Below are 17,859 nucleotides of genomic sequence, written 5' to 3' on the forward strand. Positions count from 1 at the left end.
GTTTACATAAAGTATATAATACATATGGAATAACGTACATGTCATACTTGTCATCCTGCTACAAAAAAGAACAGCAATAAGCTGTTCTTCTTAATCTAGTTTCGATTTGACTTCATCATAGGATAAAGGATGTGGTTCCTCGTTATCTGACTTTTCAGCAGGCATATGACCTGTTTCGTACAAGGACTTAATTTGCACGCTATCCAGCGTTTCATGCTCTAACAACGCCTCTGCTATCAATTTATGCACCTCGCGATGCTCTTGGATGATCGAGGCTGCTTTGTTGCGAGCTTCATTGAGTAACTCACGTACTTCAACATCTAGTTCATATGCGGTCTGTTCAGAAATATGCTTTTGAGTAGTGTATTGTCCAAACATTGCATGACTTCCTTCATACTGCATCGGACCCATTTTTTCACTCATACCATATTCGGCAACCATAGCACGAGCCATTTGTGTAGCTTGTTCGAAGTCGTTAGATGCGCCTGTTGTCTGGGCATTGAAAATAATTTCCTCAGCAACACGGCCACCCATGAGGCCTGCCAATTGCTCTTTCATATCTTCTTTTGAAAGTAGCATTTGATCTTCTTTGGGTAAGGCAATCATGTAACCACCTGCACGACCACGTGGGACAATTGTAACCTTATGAACTTCACGTGCGTTTGAAAGAACAAGTCCAACAATTGTATGTCCTGCTTCGTGATAGGCCACCATTTCACGTTCTTTTTGTGAAATTGTACGATCTTTTTTAGATGGACCAGCAATGACACGATCTTCAGCTTCATCAATATCAGAAGCATCAATAACTGTTTTATTGCGACGAGCTGCAACGAGAGCCGCTTCATTCAATACATTTTCAAGATCGGCACCCACAAAACCTGGTGTTTGTTGAGCGACCAATTTCAAATCCACATCTTCAGCTAATGGTTTGTTTTTAGCATGAACTTTAAGAATCGCTTCACGGCCTTTCACATCTGGACGACCAACAAGGACTTTACGGTCAAAACGCCCTGGACGTAAGAGAGCTGGGTCTAACACATCACTACGGTTGGTAGCAGCAATAACAATAATTCCTTCATTCCCTTCAAATCCATCCATTTCAATAAGGAGTTGGTTAAGAGTTTGCTCGCGCTCATCATTTCCTCCGCCCATACCGACACCACGTTGGCGACCAACAGCATCAATCTCATCGATGAAAATAATGGCTGGAGCAGATTTTTTAGCATCTTCAAAAAGAGAACGAACACGGCTAGCACCGACACCAACAAACATCTCAACAAAGTCAGAACCTGAAATAGAAAAGAATGGTACTCCGGCTTCACCAGCTACTGCTTTTGCAAGGAGTGTTTTACCTGTTCCAGGAGGGCCTTCTAACAAGACACCTGCCGGAATACGTGCACCCAATTTAGTGAATCGTTTTGGATCTTTCAAGAACTCAACAACTTCTACTAGTTCTTGTTTTTCTTCTTCGGCACCTGCAACATCTGAGAAACGAACTTTAATGTTATTTTTCTCAAGAGCTTTGGCTTTGTTACGACCAAAGTTCATAGCTCCACGGGCACCTCCGCCACCGCCTTGATTCATCATCATGAAAAAGACTACCATGACAAGACCAAGAGGAAGCAGATTGATTAGAAGATTGAACCACAGACTATTTGAACTTTCTGGTTTAACCGTAACTTTGACATTGTGTTTTTCAGCTAAAGTTTGAAGATTTGAAATAGTCGAATCTGATGCTAATATAATAGAAGAAAACTTCTTGTAAGTTGCTTTTTCACTAACAGAAAATAGTCGAATTGTACTTGATAAATCACTTTTTTCTGTCACTGCTTTTTCATACGTACCAGTGATTTGAATAACACTACTATTTGGCTGATAAGTAATATCCTTAACATTCCCATCTTGCAATGCTTTGGCAACTTGTGAATAGCTGATTTCTTGTGTTGAAACTTGGCTACCCGCCTTCATGAATTGGTATCCAGTAATGACAGTTGCAATCAATAGAATAATGAGAAAAGGATTTCGAATAAATCCTTTATTGGGTTGTTTGTTCATAAACTCTAGTTACCTTTTTCTAGTTTGAGTAGACTTCCTCTTTTAGAACTCCTACATAGGGTAAGTTACGATAGTTTTCTTTGAAGTCTAGACCAAATCCAACTACAAATTCATTTGGAATTGTAAAACATGTGTAGTCTGCATCGATATCAACGACACGACCTTCTGGTTTATCCAACATCGTCACAATACGAAGTGATTTCGCACGGCGCAGTTCAAACAATTCTTTCAATTCTTTCAATGTACGGCCTGTATCAATAATATCTTCAACAAAGATAACATCACGTCCTGCCACATCAGCGTCAATGTCTTTGATAATTTTGATAGTCCCGCTACTTTCAGTACCCCCATGGTAACTAGACACAACCATGAACTCCATTTCTAAATGGGTATCAATGTGTTTCACTAGTTCCGCCATGAATGGGATTGATCCTTTCAAAATACCAATTAAGAGAGGATTTTTATCTTTATAATCTTCTGTTAGCTGCTTTCCTAAAATCGCACTCTGAGCTGCAATTTCCTCGTGAGTAATCAAAACTTTTTTGATGTCTTTTTCCAACATAATCGAATTTACACTTTCATTTTTATATATAATGTAACATTTATTGTATCATTTTTAGTAGATTTACTCAAATCACTAGCAACGATATTTGCAATTCCATAGATATTTTCACATTGTTCTACTATGGTTGCTTTTTGTCGCTTTTCTTGTGGGATTTTTTCGTCTATAAAATAGCGACGAAGCTTTTTACGAACACCATTTAACAAAATTTTATCCCCTGCTTGTCGTGAACGAAGGATAATAGGAAATTCCTTTTTTAAATAGAGAATTTGTTGCGTACCTTCTAATGGAACATCTACTCCTATCACCAAATCCTTATAATGATAAATTCCTTCTGATTTTATCACTAAATGATGGTAGTTTTCATCCGTCTCGGGTATGATTTTGGTGATTGAAAATTCTGTTTCTGTTTTCAATAAATAATAACCATTTTTCAAAAAGTGCTGATACGTTTTCTTACTTTGAAGAATAGCTAGTACTTCTCGAAATTGAGTTTTTGTTAACTGCAAGTCTGGAAATTGAGCTACGTACTCTTGCAACAAAAAATACTGAACAGCTGGTGTTTGGTTAAGAAATTCTTGACAGTTTGTAACGGTAATTTCATTTGTCAAATCGCGCAAGGCGGTGAACAGCTGCATGGTCTCGTCACCCAGCTCTATCAGAGCAGTAGAAAATCTAGGATTTTCCTTTTCTAAGAGTGGAAGATAGGTGTTTCGAACACGATTTCGAAAATAATGCTGACTGGCATTACTACTGTCTTCAAAATGGAAAATATCTGCTAAATCTGACTTTTTAAAAGACAGAAGGGGACGAATCAACTGTCCTGCACCAAATGGTTGAACGGCCTCTATGCCCTCTAGATTCCGTAAGATATTTCCTCGAAGAATCCGCATAAAAATAGTCTCTGCCTGATCATCTGCATGGTGCGCCGTCACCAGTGCCGTATAATCTTCCTGTATCATGATTTTTTTAAAAAATTCGTACCGAAATTCTCGAGCCTTGGCTTCGCTAAATTTTTCAGAAAAATAATCGACAAAAAACGGAATTCCAAACTCCCTAGCTAATGATGCTAGATACCTTTCCTCCTCTTGAGACTCAGGACGCTGCTGATGATTCACGTGAATCATTCCCAATTCAATATTCAAGTTATGGCGTAAATCAAAAAGCAGATGAAAAAGATTAAGAGAATCTTTTCCACCTGATACAGCTACTAAAACCTTTGCGTGTTGGTCAAAAAAATGGTTCTTTTCTACCACTTTTAAAAAATCTGTTTTTTTCATTTATTTCAAAATATCGTAAATGTCCTTGGCAATTTGTGAAATTGTATCATAATCAGATTTATCCGTAAAAATCGACAAGATAAATGGTGAATCTGTGTAGACAATTGCGACATCATGCTTCACATCATAAGCATCACCAATTTTATGAGAAATCTTTGTAGGAATATCCTTGGCAATTCGTTGGTCATCAAAATTTGTTCCTGTTAAACTTTGGAGAGCGTAACCATTTTGATAATAGATGGCTTCCATCATAAGTCCCGCCATCTTGCTACTTGCCAAACGAGTCTGCATATCCCACTTTTCTTTGGTAATATTTGTAATCTCTGAATAGAATGCTTCATCAAATTGATCTGTTAGGTAGTAGGCTAGCAAGTTACTCGCTGCATTATCAGAATACTTAGCGGTTAGGTCCATCAACTGATCAATTCGATAATGCTTATTATCCGCAATTTTAGATAGGGATCCGCTACCTTCTGGACTATAACTGCCTTTAAAACTTGTCACCTTGTCAATATATTGTAAACCTTGTTGTAAATTATATTGTCCTTTATCAACTTGTTTTTGACTATAGTAAAGGACAGGTAGTTTAGAAATACTGGCCGCATACATCTGCTTATCTGCGTTGATTGCGGCTTCCTTCTCTGTCGATAATTGTTTTACATAGATGGAGAATTTATCAGATTGATAACGTTGATCTAGCAGTTTTTGAACGGATTCTATGCGATTATCTTCTTCAGAAAGTTGCTTTAATTTTATCCACCCAACACCCGAAATCTTGGCAAATGTATCCCAATGACTGCTGATAATCTCTGTGGCTACAACTGATTGATAAGGGTTCAAGTTTGTCGCTAATTTTCGAGCTTGATTTTCTATTGGACTAGAGTAAACTGTAAAGTTATCTGTCAACCAATAATCTCGTTGTACAGTTTCTTGCTGAACAATCACATCATCATAAATTACCTCAGTATCTGCAAGTATATAATTTCCATTGCTCAATTGAAAAACCTGTTTATTCTGATTATTTACAAGAATAGATTGGATTTGAAAGGTTTGGTTTGGACGAATAGTTGCTTCTTCAACTGTCAACTCTTTGTCAACATAAGTTTGGATTTCTTTAGTGACATTAGGATTCGTTGGAATTTCAGTAAACTGGGGCTGGTAGGACATGCTGGTCAGTTGGTAGGCTTCTTCATTAGTCAATTCTACAGATAGTTCTGTGCTGACTACCTGGTTACTGATAAAAAAGATTGGCAATATCCAAAAAAGCAGTTCTTTTCGCAGCATATTTCCTCCTTTCCACTTACTCTTCTTCCAAATTTAGTGTTCGATTCTTCTCTGAAAGTTCTTCTAGCTTCTGATCTGAATGTGACAAGAACTTTTCAACGATTTCTAAAATATTGTCTGTCATTTTGGTAATAGTCCTGGGATGTTGTAAACAAACTCTCCCTCTTTTGAAAACTGGTATTTTGCACGGACATACTTAGCTGCAAAATCCTTGTCTTTCAGTTTAGTAACAAGTGAAGATTCTATTTTTTCATCCGCAGCCAATTTGTCGTATTGCTTTTGCAAGTCAACCAATTGTTGCTCCTTCTCTTTCAATGTATGATAGGTCTGCACCAAATTATAGGTTGGCAAAACAAACAGAAAGACAACCAGAATAAGGATAGATCCCATAAAACGATTTTTTTGACGATTTTCATCCTGTTTTTGCTGACTTTTACTTTTTTGTGACTGAATATAGTCATTATTGAGCTGTAAAACTTTAGATTTCTTCATTGTTTTCAATCCTTGTTTCATTGATGATTTCATACATTTTCTCAGCGTCTTCTTTTTTAGTACTGTCTTTCATTTCAAGTACTTTTACAATCAGCAATTTGTTACCGAAACGAATTTCAATCGTATCATTTAGTTTGACATCTGTTGATGATTTGGCCAAAACTCCGTTGATTTTAATTCTCCCTTTATCTGCCACTTCCTTCGCAATTGTGCGGCGTTTGATAATCCGGGAAACTTTCAGATATTTATCTAGTCTCATATTTTCACCTCATTTCTCTATTCTATCACTTTTAACCGTTTTTTACAGTTTATTCTCTTTGGAAAGCTTTATTTCAAGCATTTTTTCGGCAAATTTCATCAATTCTTCTAGAATTTCAAAATCTTTTTTCTTCCGAATATCAAAAATTAACTGCATCCGTCCACTATTTTCTGCTATTCTTGCTTTAAGATTGACAAGCGAGAGCGCTTGGAAATAGTCCTGGGTCAAGAATATCTGTCCTGCTCGTGCCTCAAAGTTGACAAGAATTTGGTTCTGTTTTCTGATCATTTTTTCTGTGAACATTTGGTCTGCAAAATACTTCAGCAGGCTTATTTCTAGCAGATAGGCCACTACATCTGGATACTCACCAAATCGATCTATCAACTCATCTTGAAGATACTGATAATTGACACGACTGTCAATCTCTTTGATTTTCTTGTAGATTTCAATTTTTTGACGTTGGTCTGAAATATAATCAGATGGTAGATAGGCATCAATCTGTAAATTCAATTCAGCATTCGATTTTTCACGTATTTTTTGTTTGCCTTGTTTGACTAAAATAGCTTCTTCCAGCAACTGAGAATACAATTCATATCCGACCGAATCAATAAATCCACTCTGAGCAGCACCGAGTATGTTACCAGCACCTCGAATTGATAAATCTTGCATGGCAATTTTAAAGCCCGAACCAAGTTCTGTAAAACCTTTTATGGCTTCCAGTCTTTTCTCAGAAATTTCCGTCAGGCTCTTATCTGGACGATACATGAGATAGGCATAGGCAATCCGATTGGACCTTCCAACCCTACCACGAAGTTGATACAAGGTTGACAGACCTATATGATCCGCATTTTCAATAAACAGCGTATTGGCATTTGGAATATCGACACCTGTCTCAATAATTGTTGTGGTAACTAAAATGTCATACTCGCCTTCTACAAAGGAAAATAAGGTATTCTCTAATTGGATTTCTGACATCTGACCATGAACAAATCCTATACTTGCTTCAGGAATCAGTTCTTTTAGCTCTGAAACTTTTTGCTCGATAGTGTCAACTTTGTTGTAAAGGTAGTAAATTTGTCCTCCGCGATCCATTTCCCTTAGTACCGCATCTCGTATAACAGTAGGATTTGTTTCTAAAACGTAAGTTTGGACAGGATAGCGATTGGTCGGTGGCGTTTCAATAACTGACAAATCTCGAATTCCTAGCATCGACATGTGCAGAGTACGAGGAATTGGAGTAGCAGTTAATGTCAATACGTCCACTCGTTTTTTCAACTCTTTCAAACTCTCTTTATGCTTGACACCAAATCGCTGTTCTTCGTCAATAATTAAGAGTCCTAAATCAGCAAACTCAACGTCTTTAGACAAGATTCTATGGGTTCCAATCAGAATATCTACGCGACCCTTTTTAAGATTTTCCAACGTTTTTGTCTGCTCTGCCTTAGTCCTAAATCGACTCAATACATCAACATTTACAGGGAATTCTGAAAAACGTTCTAAGAAGTTTGCATAGTGTTGTTGTGCCAAAACTGTTGTCGGTACCAAAATAGCAACTTGCTTTCCATCGTTGACTGCTTTGAAAGCTGCTCGCATGGCTACTTCTGTCTTACCAAATCCAACATCTCCGACTAAAAGACGATCCATAGGAGCAGGCTTTTCCATGTCTTTTTTGATTTCGTCAATCGAACGAAGCTGGTCCTCAGTCTCTGCATAAGCAAAATGATTATCGAACTCTTCTTGATTGGTATCATCTTCCGAAAAAGCAAAGCCCTTTAATTGGGTACGCTCTGCATACAATTGGATTAAATCATCTGCAATGTCCTCAACTTGTTTTTGAACTTTTTGCCGTGTCCGTTGGAATCGTCCATCATTTAATTTATTGACTTTAGGAGTTTTTCCGTCCGAAGAGGTGTATTTTGACAGCAAGTCAATCTGATCAATCGGCAAAGAAATACGATCTGAATTTTGATACTGAATCGTTAGATAATCACGATGAATTCCTGAAATTTCAATCGTTTCAATTCCTAAAAATTGACCGATTCCATGAACATGATGGACAACATAATCTCCTTTTTCTAGCTCATTGTAATCCTTTAATCGCTCAGCATTGGAAATATTTTTCCTTCGAATTTTTCTTTTAATCTTTTTATGAAAAATTTCATGTTCTGTAATAATCGCAATTTTTTCATCTAAAAAATGAAAACCTGAACTTAAATTCCCAAAACTAATCTGACTCTTACCTGGTTCTAGATGGTTAGGGTCTGTAAAGGGAATTGTGATTTGGTATTCTTGTAAAGTTTTTTGTAAATTTTGTAAACTAGCTTCATTCTCCGTTTGAAGAATCAAAGTATAACCCGATTTTTCAAATCGTCTAATTTCTTCCTGCAATAAAGGAATTTGATTAAAGAATTCCTGCATTGGATGCTGATTAAATTGATAAATTGCATCAAATTTAAGGTTTCCTAATCCCTTTTGAAAAGTTGAAAAGAAGGTAGCTGGCTTATAGGTCCGTAGTTCTTGATAGGGGGCTGCAAAGTATTCTAGACTAGAAATGGATTTACTGTTTTGTAAATCTTGTGTCAATAGTTCCATTGCTTCTTTTTCAAAAAAAGCGTAACTATCCATTGACTTATGAAAATCATCAAAAAAGATAGGTGTATGCGCTGGTAAATAGTCTAACAGGGCCCATTTTTGCTCATAGAAGAAAGAACGAAATTTCCTACTATCTGGATGACGATATTGAGTTTGAAAATCTGCTAAAACCTCCTTCAAATAAGAAATCTGTGTCTCATTATTAACATGTTGAATCGCACTTTCTACTTTTTGACTGGCACGCTCAAAATCTTCACTAGAAAAAATCAACTCTGATGCTGGACTGATGAGAATACTGTCAACATTTTGTAAAGATATCTGTTTTTCTACATCAAATATCCGTAGCCCATCAATTTCATCACCAAAAAATTCAATCCGATAAGGCTGCTCACTGTTGATTTCGTAGATGTCTAAAATATCTCCACGAATGCTAAATTCACCCTGACTTAGGACTCTGGATGTTTTTTTATAGCCTATTTGCAACAGTTTTTTTACAACGCTGTCAACTTCTTTTTCTTGATTTACTTCGAGAGAGAAGATTGATTCTTGGTAGGTTTCTTTTTGGGGCAATAAAATGCGAAATGCAGCAATATTGACAACCAATATCCCTGTTTTTCCTTTATCACATAAAAAATTCAAGGCTTCAACTCTGGCCTGTGTCCGGTCTTTTGAGGTAAAGACAAATTCAGCAATTGGACTATCATCTGTAAAGAAGTTGTAAATGTACTCCTGCTCTAATAAATTTGTCAACTCATTACTGAGCTTATCCGCCTCATTTTGAGTTGCAGTAACAACAACCAGCTTATCGTCAACCTGCTCAAAGGCTGATACAATCGCTAAGGCCTTACTACTTCCAGAAAGTCCAGTTATCAATTGACGACTTGACTTATTTAGGTTAGCCTGCCATGTCATCATTTGTTTATTTTGGCTAATTAAATCAATGATATTCATGCTTATCCATTAAACTTTCTCATAACAACATCAAAGTCATCTTCTTGTAAATAAAACTTGATAGCTTGGTCAACTTTTTCCAATGTTTGATCAATCGTAATGGCATCATCTCCATGAAACTTACTCATGACATAATCAATGACGGACATTTTTCCTTGAGGACGACCGATTCCAACCTTGACACGATCAAATTCTTGGCTACCAATATGGGCGATAATTGACTTGATACCATTATGACCACCAGCAGAGCCTTTTTGACGAAAACGAAGTTTGCCAACTTCCATATCAAGGTCATCATAAATGACCAACAAATCACTTGAATCTAATCCATAGTAGGACAGCAAGGCATGAACTGCTTCACCTGATTTATTCATAAAAGTGGTTGGCTTGATACAATAGATCTTCTCACCATCGAGAAAAGCAGAGCCAATTTCAGCTTTGAAAATTTTATCTTCTGTAAATTTAATGTCAAGTTCCTTTGCAATTCTGTCAATTGCCATAAAACCAATATTGTGTTTTGTTTCCTTGTACTTTAATCCTGGATTTCCAAGACCTACAATCATTTTTACCATACTCTTCCTTTCTCAAATAAAGCCAAAAGGGCTGGAAATAACTTTCCAACCTCCTATGACTATTCTAGATTCTTATACGTTAAAGCGGAATTCCATGATGTCTCCATCTTGAACCACATACTCTTTTCCTTCTTCACGAAGGCGTCCTGCTTCTTTTACAGCTTTTTCAGACCCGTACTGCATCAAGTCATCATAACTCATGGTGACCGCACGGATAAAGCCGCGTTCAAAGTCAGAGTGAATGATTCCTGCTGCTTGTGGTGCTTTGATGCCGCGTTTAAAGGTCCATGCACGCACTTCTTTTTCACCAGCTGTAAAGTAAGTACCAAGGCCAAGCAAGTGATAGGCAGCACGCGTCAATTTATCGACACCGGATTCTGTCAAACCAATCGCTTCCAAGAATTCTGCCTTATCTTCGTCATCCAACTCCGAAATTTCTTCCTCGGCACGCGCTGAGATAACAACAACTTCTGCATTTTCTGTCGCGGCAAAATCACGGATTTGCTGTACATAGTCAATACTATCTGGATCTGCTACCTTATCTTCATCGACATTGGCCACATAAAGAACGGGTTTTGTTGTTAGAAGAAACAGACCTTTCACAACTGTTTGCTCTTCTGGAGTGAATTCTAATATCCGAGCTGATTTACCATCTTCAAGAACTGGCTTGATTTTTTGAAGAACATTAAATTCAGCAAGCGAGTCTTTGTCTTTTTGAGTACGCGCCATTTTCTCAACACGCGCATACCGTTTATTCACCGACTCCAAGTCTGCTAAAATCAATTCTAAATTGATGGTATCAATATCTGCCAACGGGTCAACAAATGCGTCTTCACGTCCTTGTTCACGCATGACATTTTCATCGTCAAACGCACGAACCACATGGACAATCGCATCTACTTCACGAATGTTGGCCAAGAATTTATTTCCGAGTCCTTCACCTTTTGATGCTCCTTTGACGATACCTGCGATATCTGTAAACTCAAAAGTGGTTGGAACAGTTTTTTTAGGTGTGATTAGTTCGGTTAATTTTTGTAAACGTTCGTCAGGCACTTCGACGATACCAACGTTTGGTTCAATGGTTGCAAAGGGATAGTTAGCAGCCTCTGCACCTGCCTTTGTAATTGCGTTAAATAGGGTTGATTTACCAACGTTTGGCAAACCGACGATACCTGCTGTTAAGGCCATTCTTCTAGTCTCCGTTCAAAATATTCAATCATTACGATTATAGCAAAAAAATAGAAAAAAAGCTTGCTGAATAGCAAGCTAATTAAAATATGAACGATGAAAAATATTCCCAACTATTCATTGGCTGTTCAATATTTCTTCTACCTCACGTCTGATTTTTTCCCTAAAACTAACTCAGCTAGTTTGACCAGATTACCAAAATAACCTGAGGTTGCGTCTTATTTCAGAGATAAATTTTCCGTTTTTGGGCTTTTAATGTTAGCTCACGGCTAGAGATGATTTCTCCATCAACCTCAACGATACTTTCTCTAGGTATCTTGATGTGAGCTGTTTCTAGCACCTCATGTTGGAGATAAGAAGACTGCTGATGTTGTTTAAAGACCAGTGTCAATAGGATAGCCAGTCGCTTCCAGAAGGTTTCTCCTTTTGCGTAAATCATGTGCAATTGAGAATCATAGACAGTCGCAGTCGGCCAAATCATAATCCCACCACCAAAATAAGTATTATTGGCAACTGAGAAAAAGTAAACATGATCCAACTCAAGTATTTCCTGATTATTTTTTTGAATCTTCACGCTAGCGACTGGATTTTTAAGCAAAGATAAAATAGCAATAAAAATATAAGTCAACTTGCCTAAATATAAGCGATTGAGGAGACGTTTTAATGTTGAATGAGCCGCTTCATTGACCACCCAGGATGCAAATCCGAGGTCTAAGCTATTTAATAAAATTCCCTCTTCAGCTGCAAAAATCGTAATTTCTCGCGTATTTCCTGCTTCTATATTGGCAATAGTGGCTGCTAAATCTGGTAACTGCAAGGCACGCGCAAAATCATTTCCTGACCCAACTGGGTAATAGGAAAAAGGAATGTTCTGAGGAAGATGGTAGAGAACTTTTGAAAGAGTCCCATCACCACCAATCACCAGAAAAGTATCTCCTTCTTGCCAAGTCTGCAAAGCCAATTGAACTTGATTTTTTTCATCATTGGGACAAGTTGTAAAGAAAATTTTCTTTTCGAGATGAGGATAGTTGACTTGAATTTCTTCCACAATGTCAACAGCTAGCTGCGCTCCTGCATGTGGATTTGCAATAATATAGACTGTCATAATGGGGTTATTATAACAAAAAAAGACTTCCAACGGAAATCTTTCTAATTTATGTTTTATTTTGAATTAACATCATCCTTCAATACTTTTTTCAAGCGTTTTTCAAAATCATGCCGACTCATCATGACCAAGTGATCACAGTTGGTACAGCGAATCTTGATATCTGCTCCCAAGCGTTTCACTTCCCACTCATTGGCTTTTTTCCCAGTAGACTTTATCGTACAAGCATGAGGCTTTTTCATCTCTACAAGACTTCCTAGTTGATACATGATTTCTTCCTCCTACCTAACTGATTATAACAAAAAGAGAGTGGGACAAAAATTGTGATTTCATAGAAATCAATTTTGTCGTCCCACCTCCGCACAGTTGACTAGATTAGTCGAAACTCCTTGTGTAACAAGGGAGAAGAACCTTCAGTCAACCACTACGCTAAAATAATAAAATTTTGTCCTAAGTTCCTATTCTTAGTTCGTACGAACTGGTGTGATCAATTGCACTAAGTCATTTGTCTCATTATTTGGTACCAAAGTAAATGGACGTACAGGCGAGATAAAGCTGACTTTAACTTGGTCGCTATCAATAGCTTTCAATGCTTCAATCAGATAAGTTGGGTTAAAGCTAATGACCAAATCATCTCCTACAACTTCTAAGGTATCTAATTCTTCATTAACACGTCCCACTTCTGGTGAATTTACGTGAGCCGATACCAGCTGATTGACGATTTCTAATTTTACAGTTCCATTTTGTGTTGCATTTGACAAAAGACGAGCACGTTCCATCGCTTGTCGCAGGTTAGCTGTATCAAAAATAGCAATCGTATTAAATTCTTTTGGAATCAAGCGGTCTGTATCAGGATAGCTTCCTTCTAGCAAACGTGTGTAGAAGCTAATATGCTCGCTACGGAATAACATTTGGTTATTTGAGAAGAATACTTCTACGGTTTCAATATCGTCTGTAAAAACAGCTGCAAATTCGCGTAGAGAGCGACTTGGGATTACAACATCAAAATTGTCACCGGCTTTTTCCAAAGTTAGTTTACGTTGGCTCATACGGTGAGAATCTGTCGCTACTGTTTTAAGAGCTGTATTTTCTGTCAAGACAAAATGCACACCTGTTAAGATAGGACGACTTTCTTGCGTTGAGGCTGCAAAGGCTGTTTCATTGATTGTTTGTTTCAACACTTTTGTTTCCAATACCAATGGACTAGAAGTTGGAACTTCTTGCAAACGTGGATATTGCTCTGCTTCTTTTCCTTTTAGGGTGATCTCTGATTTACCACTTGTCAAAACGACTTGCTTTTGCTCAATTTCTTTAAAATCAAGAACGAGGTCTGGGAGACTGGATACGACATTGATGAAGAAGCCAGCTTCTAACAGAATAGAACCTGTTGTCGAAATCAAGAGACCTGCATTTTCATCCTGAACAGAAATGAAGTTTTCAATTGAAATTTGACCATTAGACCCTGTCAATGTAATTCCTTCTTTATGAACATCAATTTTTACAGTTGATAAAACAGGAATAGCATTTTTATGACTGATAGCTCTTTTGGTAATATTTAAAGCCTGTAGAAAAATAGTTTTGTTAATTGAAAATTGAATCATGAATTCTCCTTTATTTATGGTTGTTAAGGTTAATAGTAATAGTAGTGTCTGTGAAATCTGTGGAAAAGTGTACTAAGCCCACTAATAGCAAGAAAAATGACTTGTTCACAACTTGTGGAAAAGTCGCTCTATTTTTCAAGAATTATCCACAACTACCGAATCTTGTTCCGAATGGTGCTAATTTCAATCTCTAGATTTTCATCATCAAGCAACATTGTTTTTATCTTATTGTAAGCATGCATCACCGTTGTATGGTCTCGATTACCAAATTCTTTCCCGATTTTTGGAAGCGAGTTATCGGTCATTTCACGCGCTAGATACATGGCGACCTGACGGGCATGAACGATGTTTGCAACACGTTTAGCACCTTTTAATTCCTTGACGCTAATTCCGTAGAAATTTCCGACTTCTGCCTGAATTTTGTCAATAGGGATGACCATATTTTGAGGGCTAGTTTGTTTTCGTGAACGAATGGCCTCTGCTGCTACATCAACTGTAATCGTTGTTAATTGTCGCAGCGTTGCGATGAGATGGATATCTTTTAGAGCTCCTTCAAGGTCACGGACATTGGAGTCAAATTGACCAGCTAGATAGGCTAAAGTATCGTCGGCAAAGGTGTAGGGATAATCTTCACATTTATTACGCAAGATAGCAATTCGAGTTTCAAAATCTGGCGGTGTAATCTCACTCGTTAAGCCCCACTTAAAGCGCGTGACAAGGCGTTCTTCCAGATTTTCTAGGTGATCAGGATTGCGGTCACTCGTCAGAACAATTTGCTTACTCTTATCGTGCAAGGCATTAAAGGTATTGAAAAATTCTTCCTGTGTCGTCGCCTTGTTACTGAGAGACTGAATATCATCAATCAGCAATAAATCTAGGTTACGATAGGTATTCTTGAAAGCCTCCATTTTATTGAGGCGAAGATGCTCCAAGAAATCATTGATAAATGTTTCAGAAGCCACATACTTAATGCGAGCATTCGGATTATTTTGTAAAACCTTATTTCCGATAGCATTGAGCAAGTGCGTTTTTCCAAGCCCGGGTCCTCCAAAGATAAAGAGAGGATTATAAAGTTCCCCAAGATTATCTGAAACAGCTAATGCTGCAGCTTTTGCCCATTGATTGTTATCACCTTGCACAAAATTTTCAAATTGATATTGTGGTTTGATATCAGAATGAACGGGTTGAACAATCGGCTGGTTATTTTGCTGCTCAGGGAGGATGACTTGGACGACAGGCGTTGCTACTGGTTGGCTTTCCAGCTGACTGTCGTTTGGTAGTTCAAAGACATACTGGACTTCTAGAGGTGCATTGTATACTTCAAAACCAGCTGTTAGGAGAATATCATTGAGATTTTTCTCCCAAAAATATTGCTTCACCGAGCTATCTAAAAAGATAGTTGCTGTTGAGCCACTAATTTGAACCAATCGTGCTTCTGAAATGTAAAAATCATATGCTGCTTGATTGAGATTCAAATGTTCTTTGGCTAATTGGATAATTCGCTCCCAAAATAATTGTTCAGGATTCATACTTGCCCCCCTTTCTTTTCATTTTTGGTTCTTCTAGTTTATCACAAAATCAAAAAGTTTTCCACAAGATAAAAAGTTTTTCACACTGTTTATAAAAGTTTTCCACAGAATGTGAATAAACAAAGAAAAAGCCAGTATGATTGGCTTTTTCGGGCTGATTTATTGTGTATAAAACTGTTTATACGGATTTTTTCTCCACAGGCTTATTTTAAGCTTTGGATAATTCTTTCCAATTCTTCACTAGTTGAAAAGGAAATAGTCAGACTTCCCTGTCCGTTTTTTTGCTGTTTGATTTTTACAGCTGTACCTAGTTTTTTTCTAAGTTCTTTTTCCTCTTCCTGAATGAAGAGATTTTGTTTTGCAACTTTTTTTTGTTTTTTTTCAGCCAAGAGCTGCTCTAATTTTCTAACACTGATATCGGAGGCAGTTAGCTTGTCTAGCCACTCAAGTTGGCTTTTTTCATCAAGAGGAATGAGCAAGCGAGCATGCCCTTGGGATAGCTTCCCATTCTCTACTGCATCAATCAATGCCTGAGAAAGATTAAGCAGGCGGAGTATATTTGTGATGTAAGGCCGTGATTTTCCCATGATTTGAGCAATTTCATCATGGGTGAGCCCTTTTTGGAGGAGTTTTTGATAAGAACGAGCTTCTTCAATGGGATTGAGATCAGCTCGCTGCAAGTTTTCGATAATGGACTGATAAAGCATATCCGTATCTGACAATTCTTTGACAACTGCTGGAATGGTTTCAATTCCTGCTAGTTTGCTAGCTCGCCATCGTCGTTCTCCAGCTAGAAGCTCATAGCCAAAAATAGCTGATTTTCGAACGATGATGGGTTGAATGAGTCCATTTTCTCGGATAGATTGAGCTAGTTCAGCTAGTTTTTCATCATCAAAATGCAATCTGGGCTGATAAGGATTTGGTGTAATATCAGTTAATGAGAGGTATTCAAGTGCTTCCATAAGGCTTATTCTAGCAAAAAAAATGTAACTTTACAATATTGTAAAGTTACATTGACAATATTGACAGCTAATTTGAAGAAAGTTCTTCAGTAGATTTTGTCAAGTTAATCTTGACAGTTGCTTCTTTTCCATTGCGTACATAGGTGATGGTGATGGTATCTCCAATTGCATGCTTGTAAAGAGCACTCTGAAGGTCACTAGTTGTCGAGATAGCAGTGTCATTGATTTTGGTAATGACGTCGTATTTTTCCAGTTTTCCATCAGCTGGAAGTCCTGATTGAGTTGAAATGACGAGAACACCTGATTTGACTTTGCTGTCTGACAAACCAGCAGTTTGCATCTGACTTGTAGATAGATCCGTTACATTTGCCATTTTAATTCCAAGTGCTGGGCGAGTAACTTTCCCGTTCTTTTCTAGTTGGTTGATGATTTGAACGGCATCATTTGCGGGGATTGCAAATCCCATTCCTTCGACAGAGACGCTAGAGCTAGATGTAGTAATTTTACTTGATGTGATACCGATGACTTGACCTTCAATATTGATCAGAGGGCCGCCAGAATTCCCTGGGTTGATAGCTGTATCGGTTTGGATAGCATTGGTTGAGATAGGTTGGCCATCTTCAGATTTTGAAGTGACGGTGCGGCTGAGACTGGAGACAATTCCTTGTGTAACAGAATTTGCATAAGTTGTACCAAGAGGGCTACCGATTGCAATAGCTGTTTCCCCTACATTGATAGAGTCGGAATCAGCAAATTTTGCCACAGTAGAAACCTTGTCGGCCGCAACTTTAATAACAGCGATATCAGAATATGTATCAGCTCCAACCAGTTCGCCACTAATTTTTTCACCAGAGGCAAGTTGGATATCAATTTTTTGTGCGTTTGCAATGACGTGATTATTGGTTACGATATAAGCGTATTTACCGTCTTTTTTATAAATCACACCGGATCCTTCACTAGCGACAGAAAGCTCATCAGAAGCTTCATTATTTGTCCCGAAAATCGACTCAGTATTGTTCTTATTAGCTTGGTAATTGATGACTGAGACAACTGCATCTTGTACTGTTTTTACAGCTTTTGTCACAGACGTCTGATTGTCATAGGTTACATTGCTAACTGAGGTAGATTTACTTGTGGTCGCAGTGCTAGTATTGGTAGTGGCTGGCTGCAAGAGAGGATAAACCAGCATTCCTGCAAGTCCTCCTAGAAAACCGACGACAAAAATAATAGCAAGTTTTATGTATTTTTTCATGGAAATCCTCCTTATTACTTACCTGTATCTTAATTCTATTTTCTTAATTATAACTTAAATCTTTCAAAAATCAATCCACAACCTGTGGATAACTTTTGTGGATATGTGAATAATCTGCTGATTTATCCCCTATTTATCAGAATCTATTTTAAAACTTCCTGTGGATATGTTACAA

16 protein-coding genes are annotated in these 17,859 nt (G+C 37.6%); all 16 read right to left on the reverse strand.

Annotation, left to right across the window (positions count from 1 at the left end):
• Nucleotides 1-90: 90 nt before the first annotated feature.
• Complete coding sequence (ftsH, locus tag J2T50_RS05515) at nucleotides 91-2,055, reverse strand: ATP-dependent zinc metalloprotease FtsH (RefSeq protein ID WP_253364530.1); 1,965 nt, start codon at nucleotides 2,053-2,055, stop codon at nucleotides 91-93.
• A gap of 19 nt (nucleotides 2,056-2,074) precedes the next feature.
• Nucleotides 2,075-2,617 (reverse strand): hypoxanthine phosphoribosyltransferase, encoded by a 543-nt coding sequence (hpt, locus tag J2T50_RS05520; protein WP_253364532.1) that lies wholly within the window; start codon nucleotides 2,615-2,617, stop codon nucleotides 2,075-2,077.
• Nucleotides 2,618-2,625: 8 nt separating this feature from the next.
• Nucleotides 2,626-3,897 (reverse strand): tRNA lysidine(34) synthetase TilS, encoded by a 1,272-nt coding sequence (gene tilS / locus J2T50_RS05525; RefSeq protein WP_253364534.1) that lies wholly within the window; start codon nucleotides 3,895-3,897, stop codon nucleotides 2,626-2,628.
• Nucleotides 3,898-5,181: a serine hydrolase gene (locus tag J2T50_RS05530; RefSeq protein ID WP_253364536.1), complete on the reverse strand. Its 1,284-nt coding sequence runs from the start codon at nucleotides 5,179-5,181 to the stop codon at nucleotides 3,898-3,900. It lies immediately after the preceding gene.
• Nucleotides 5,182-5,197: 16 nt separating this feature from the next.
• Entirely contained in the window at nucleotides 5,198-5,305 is a 108-nt protein-coding gene (locus tag J2T50_RS05535) for an SP_0009 family protein (RefSeq protein ID WP_253364538.1), read from the reverse strand.
• Nucleotides 5,302-5,673: an FtsB family cell division protein gene (locus J2T50_RS05540; RefSeq protein ID WP_253364540.1), complete on the reverse strand. Its 372-nt coding sequence runs from the start codon at nucleotides 5,671-5,673 to the stop codon at nucleotides 5,302-5,304. Before J2T50_RS05540 ends, J2T50_RS05535 begins: the two co-directional genes overlap by 4 nt.
• Nucleotides 5,660-5,932 (reverse strand): RNA-binding S4 domain-containing protein, encoded by a 273-nt coding sequence (locus tag J2T50_RS05545; protein ID WP_253364542.1) that lies wholly within the window; start codon nucleotides 5,930-5,932, stop codon nucleotides 5,660-5,662. The genes J2T50_RS05540 and J2T50_RS05545 overlap by 14 nt, the downstream gene beginning before the upstream one ends.
• A 42-nt stretch (nucleotides 5,933-5,974) precedes the next feature.
• Nucleotides 5,975-9,475, reverse strand: coding sequence for a transcription-repair coupling factor (gene mfd, locus J2T50_RS05550; protein ID WP_253364544.1), 3,501 nt, complete (start codon nucleotides 9,473-9,475; stop codon nucleotides 5,975-5,977).
• Nucleotides 9,476-9,477: 2 nt separating this feature from the next.
• Nucleotides 9,478-10,047 carry an aminoacyl-tRNA hydrolase gene (gene pth, locus J2T50_RS05555; protein WP_253364546.1) on the reverse strand — a complete coding sequence of 190 codons (570 nt, stop codon included), beginning with the start codon at nucleotides 10,045-10,047 and terminating at the stop codon, nucleotides 9,478-9,480.
• A 72-nt stretch (nucleotides 10,048-10,119) separates the two neighbouring features.
• A complete protein-coding gene (gene ychF, locus J2T50_RS05560; RefSeq protein ID WP_253364548.1) occupies nucleotides 10,120-11,235 on the reverse strand; it encodes a redox-regulated ATPase YchF in 1,116 nt (371 codons plus the stop codon).
• A gap of 223 nt (nucleotides 11,236-11,458) precedes the next feature.
• Nucleotides 11,459-12,340 (reverse strand): diacylglycerol/lipid kinase family protein, encoded by an 882-nt coding sequence (locus J2T50_RS05565; RefSeq protein ID WP_253364550.1) that lies wholly within the window; start codon nucleotides 12,338-12,340, stop codon nucleotides 11,459-11,461.
• Between the two features lie 56 nt (nucleotides 12,341-12,396).
• Nucleotides 12,397-12,609, reverse strand: a complete 213-nt coding sequence (locus J2T50_RS05570; RefSeq protein WP_253364565.1) for a DUF951 domain-containing protein — start codon at nucleotides 12,607-12,609, stop codon at nucleotides 12,397-12,399.
• A 195-nt stretch (nucleotides 12,610-12,804) separates the two neighbouring features.
• Nucleotides 12,805-13,941 (reverse strand): DNA polymerase III subunit beta, encoded by a 1,137-nt coding sequence (gene dnaN / locus J2T50_RS05575; protein ID WP_253364567.1) that lies wholly within the window; start codon nucleotides 13,939-13,941, stop codon nucleotides 12,805-12,807.
• Nucleotides 13,942-14,093: 152 nt separating this feature from the next.
• Nucleotides 14,094-15,470, reverse strand: coding sequence for a chromosomal replication initiator protein DnaA (gene dnaA, locus J2T50_RS05580; RefSeq protein WP_253364569.1), 1,377 nt, complete (start codon nucleotides 15,468-15,470; stop codon nucleotides 14,094-14,096).
• A gap of 203 nt (nucleotides 15,471-15,673) precedes the next feature.
• On the reverse strand, nucleotides 15,674-16,432 hold the full coding sequence (locus J2T50_RS05585) for a ParB/RepB/Spo0J family partition protein (protein WP_253364571.1): 759 nt from the start codon (nucleotides 16,430-16,432) through the stop codon (nucleotides 15,674-15,676).
• A gap of 67 nt (nucleotides 16,433-16,499) precedes the next feature.
• On the reverse strand, nucleotides 16,500-17,684 hold the full coding sequence (locus J2T50_RS05590) for a S1C family serine protease (protein WP_301282815.1): 1,185 nt from the start codon (nucleotides 17,682-17,684) through the stop codon (nucleotides 16,500-16,502).
• Between the last annotated feature and the right edge of the window lie 175 nt (nucleotides 17,685-17,859).

Source organism: Streptococcus gallinaceus (assembly GCF_024170225.1).
Taxonomy (GTDB): Bacteria; Bacillota; Bacilli; order Lactobacillales; family Streptococcaceae; genus Streptococcus; species Streptococcus gallinaceus.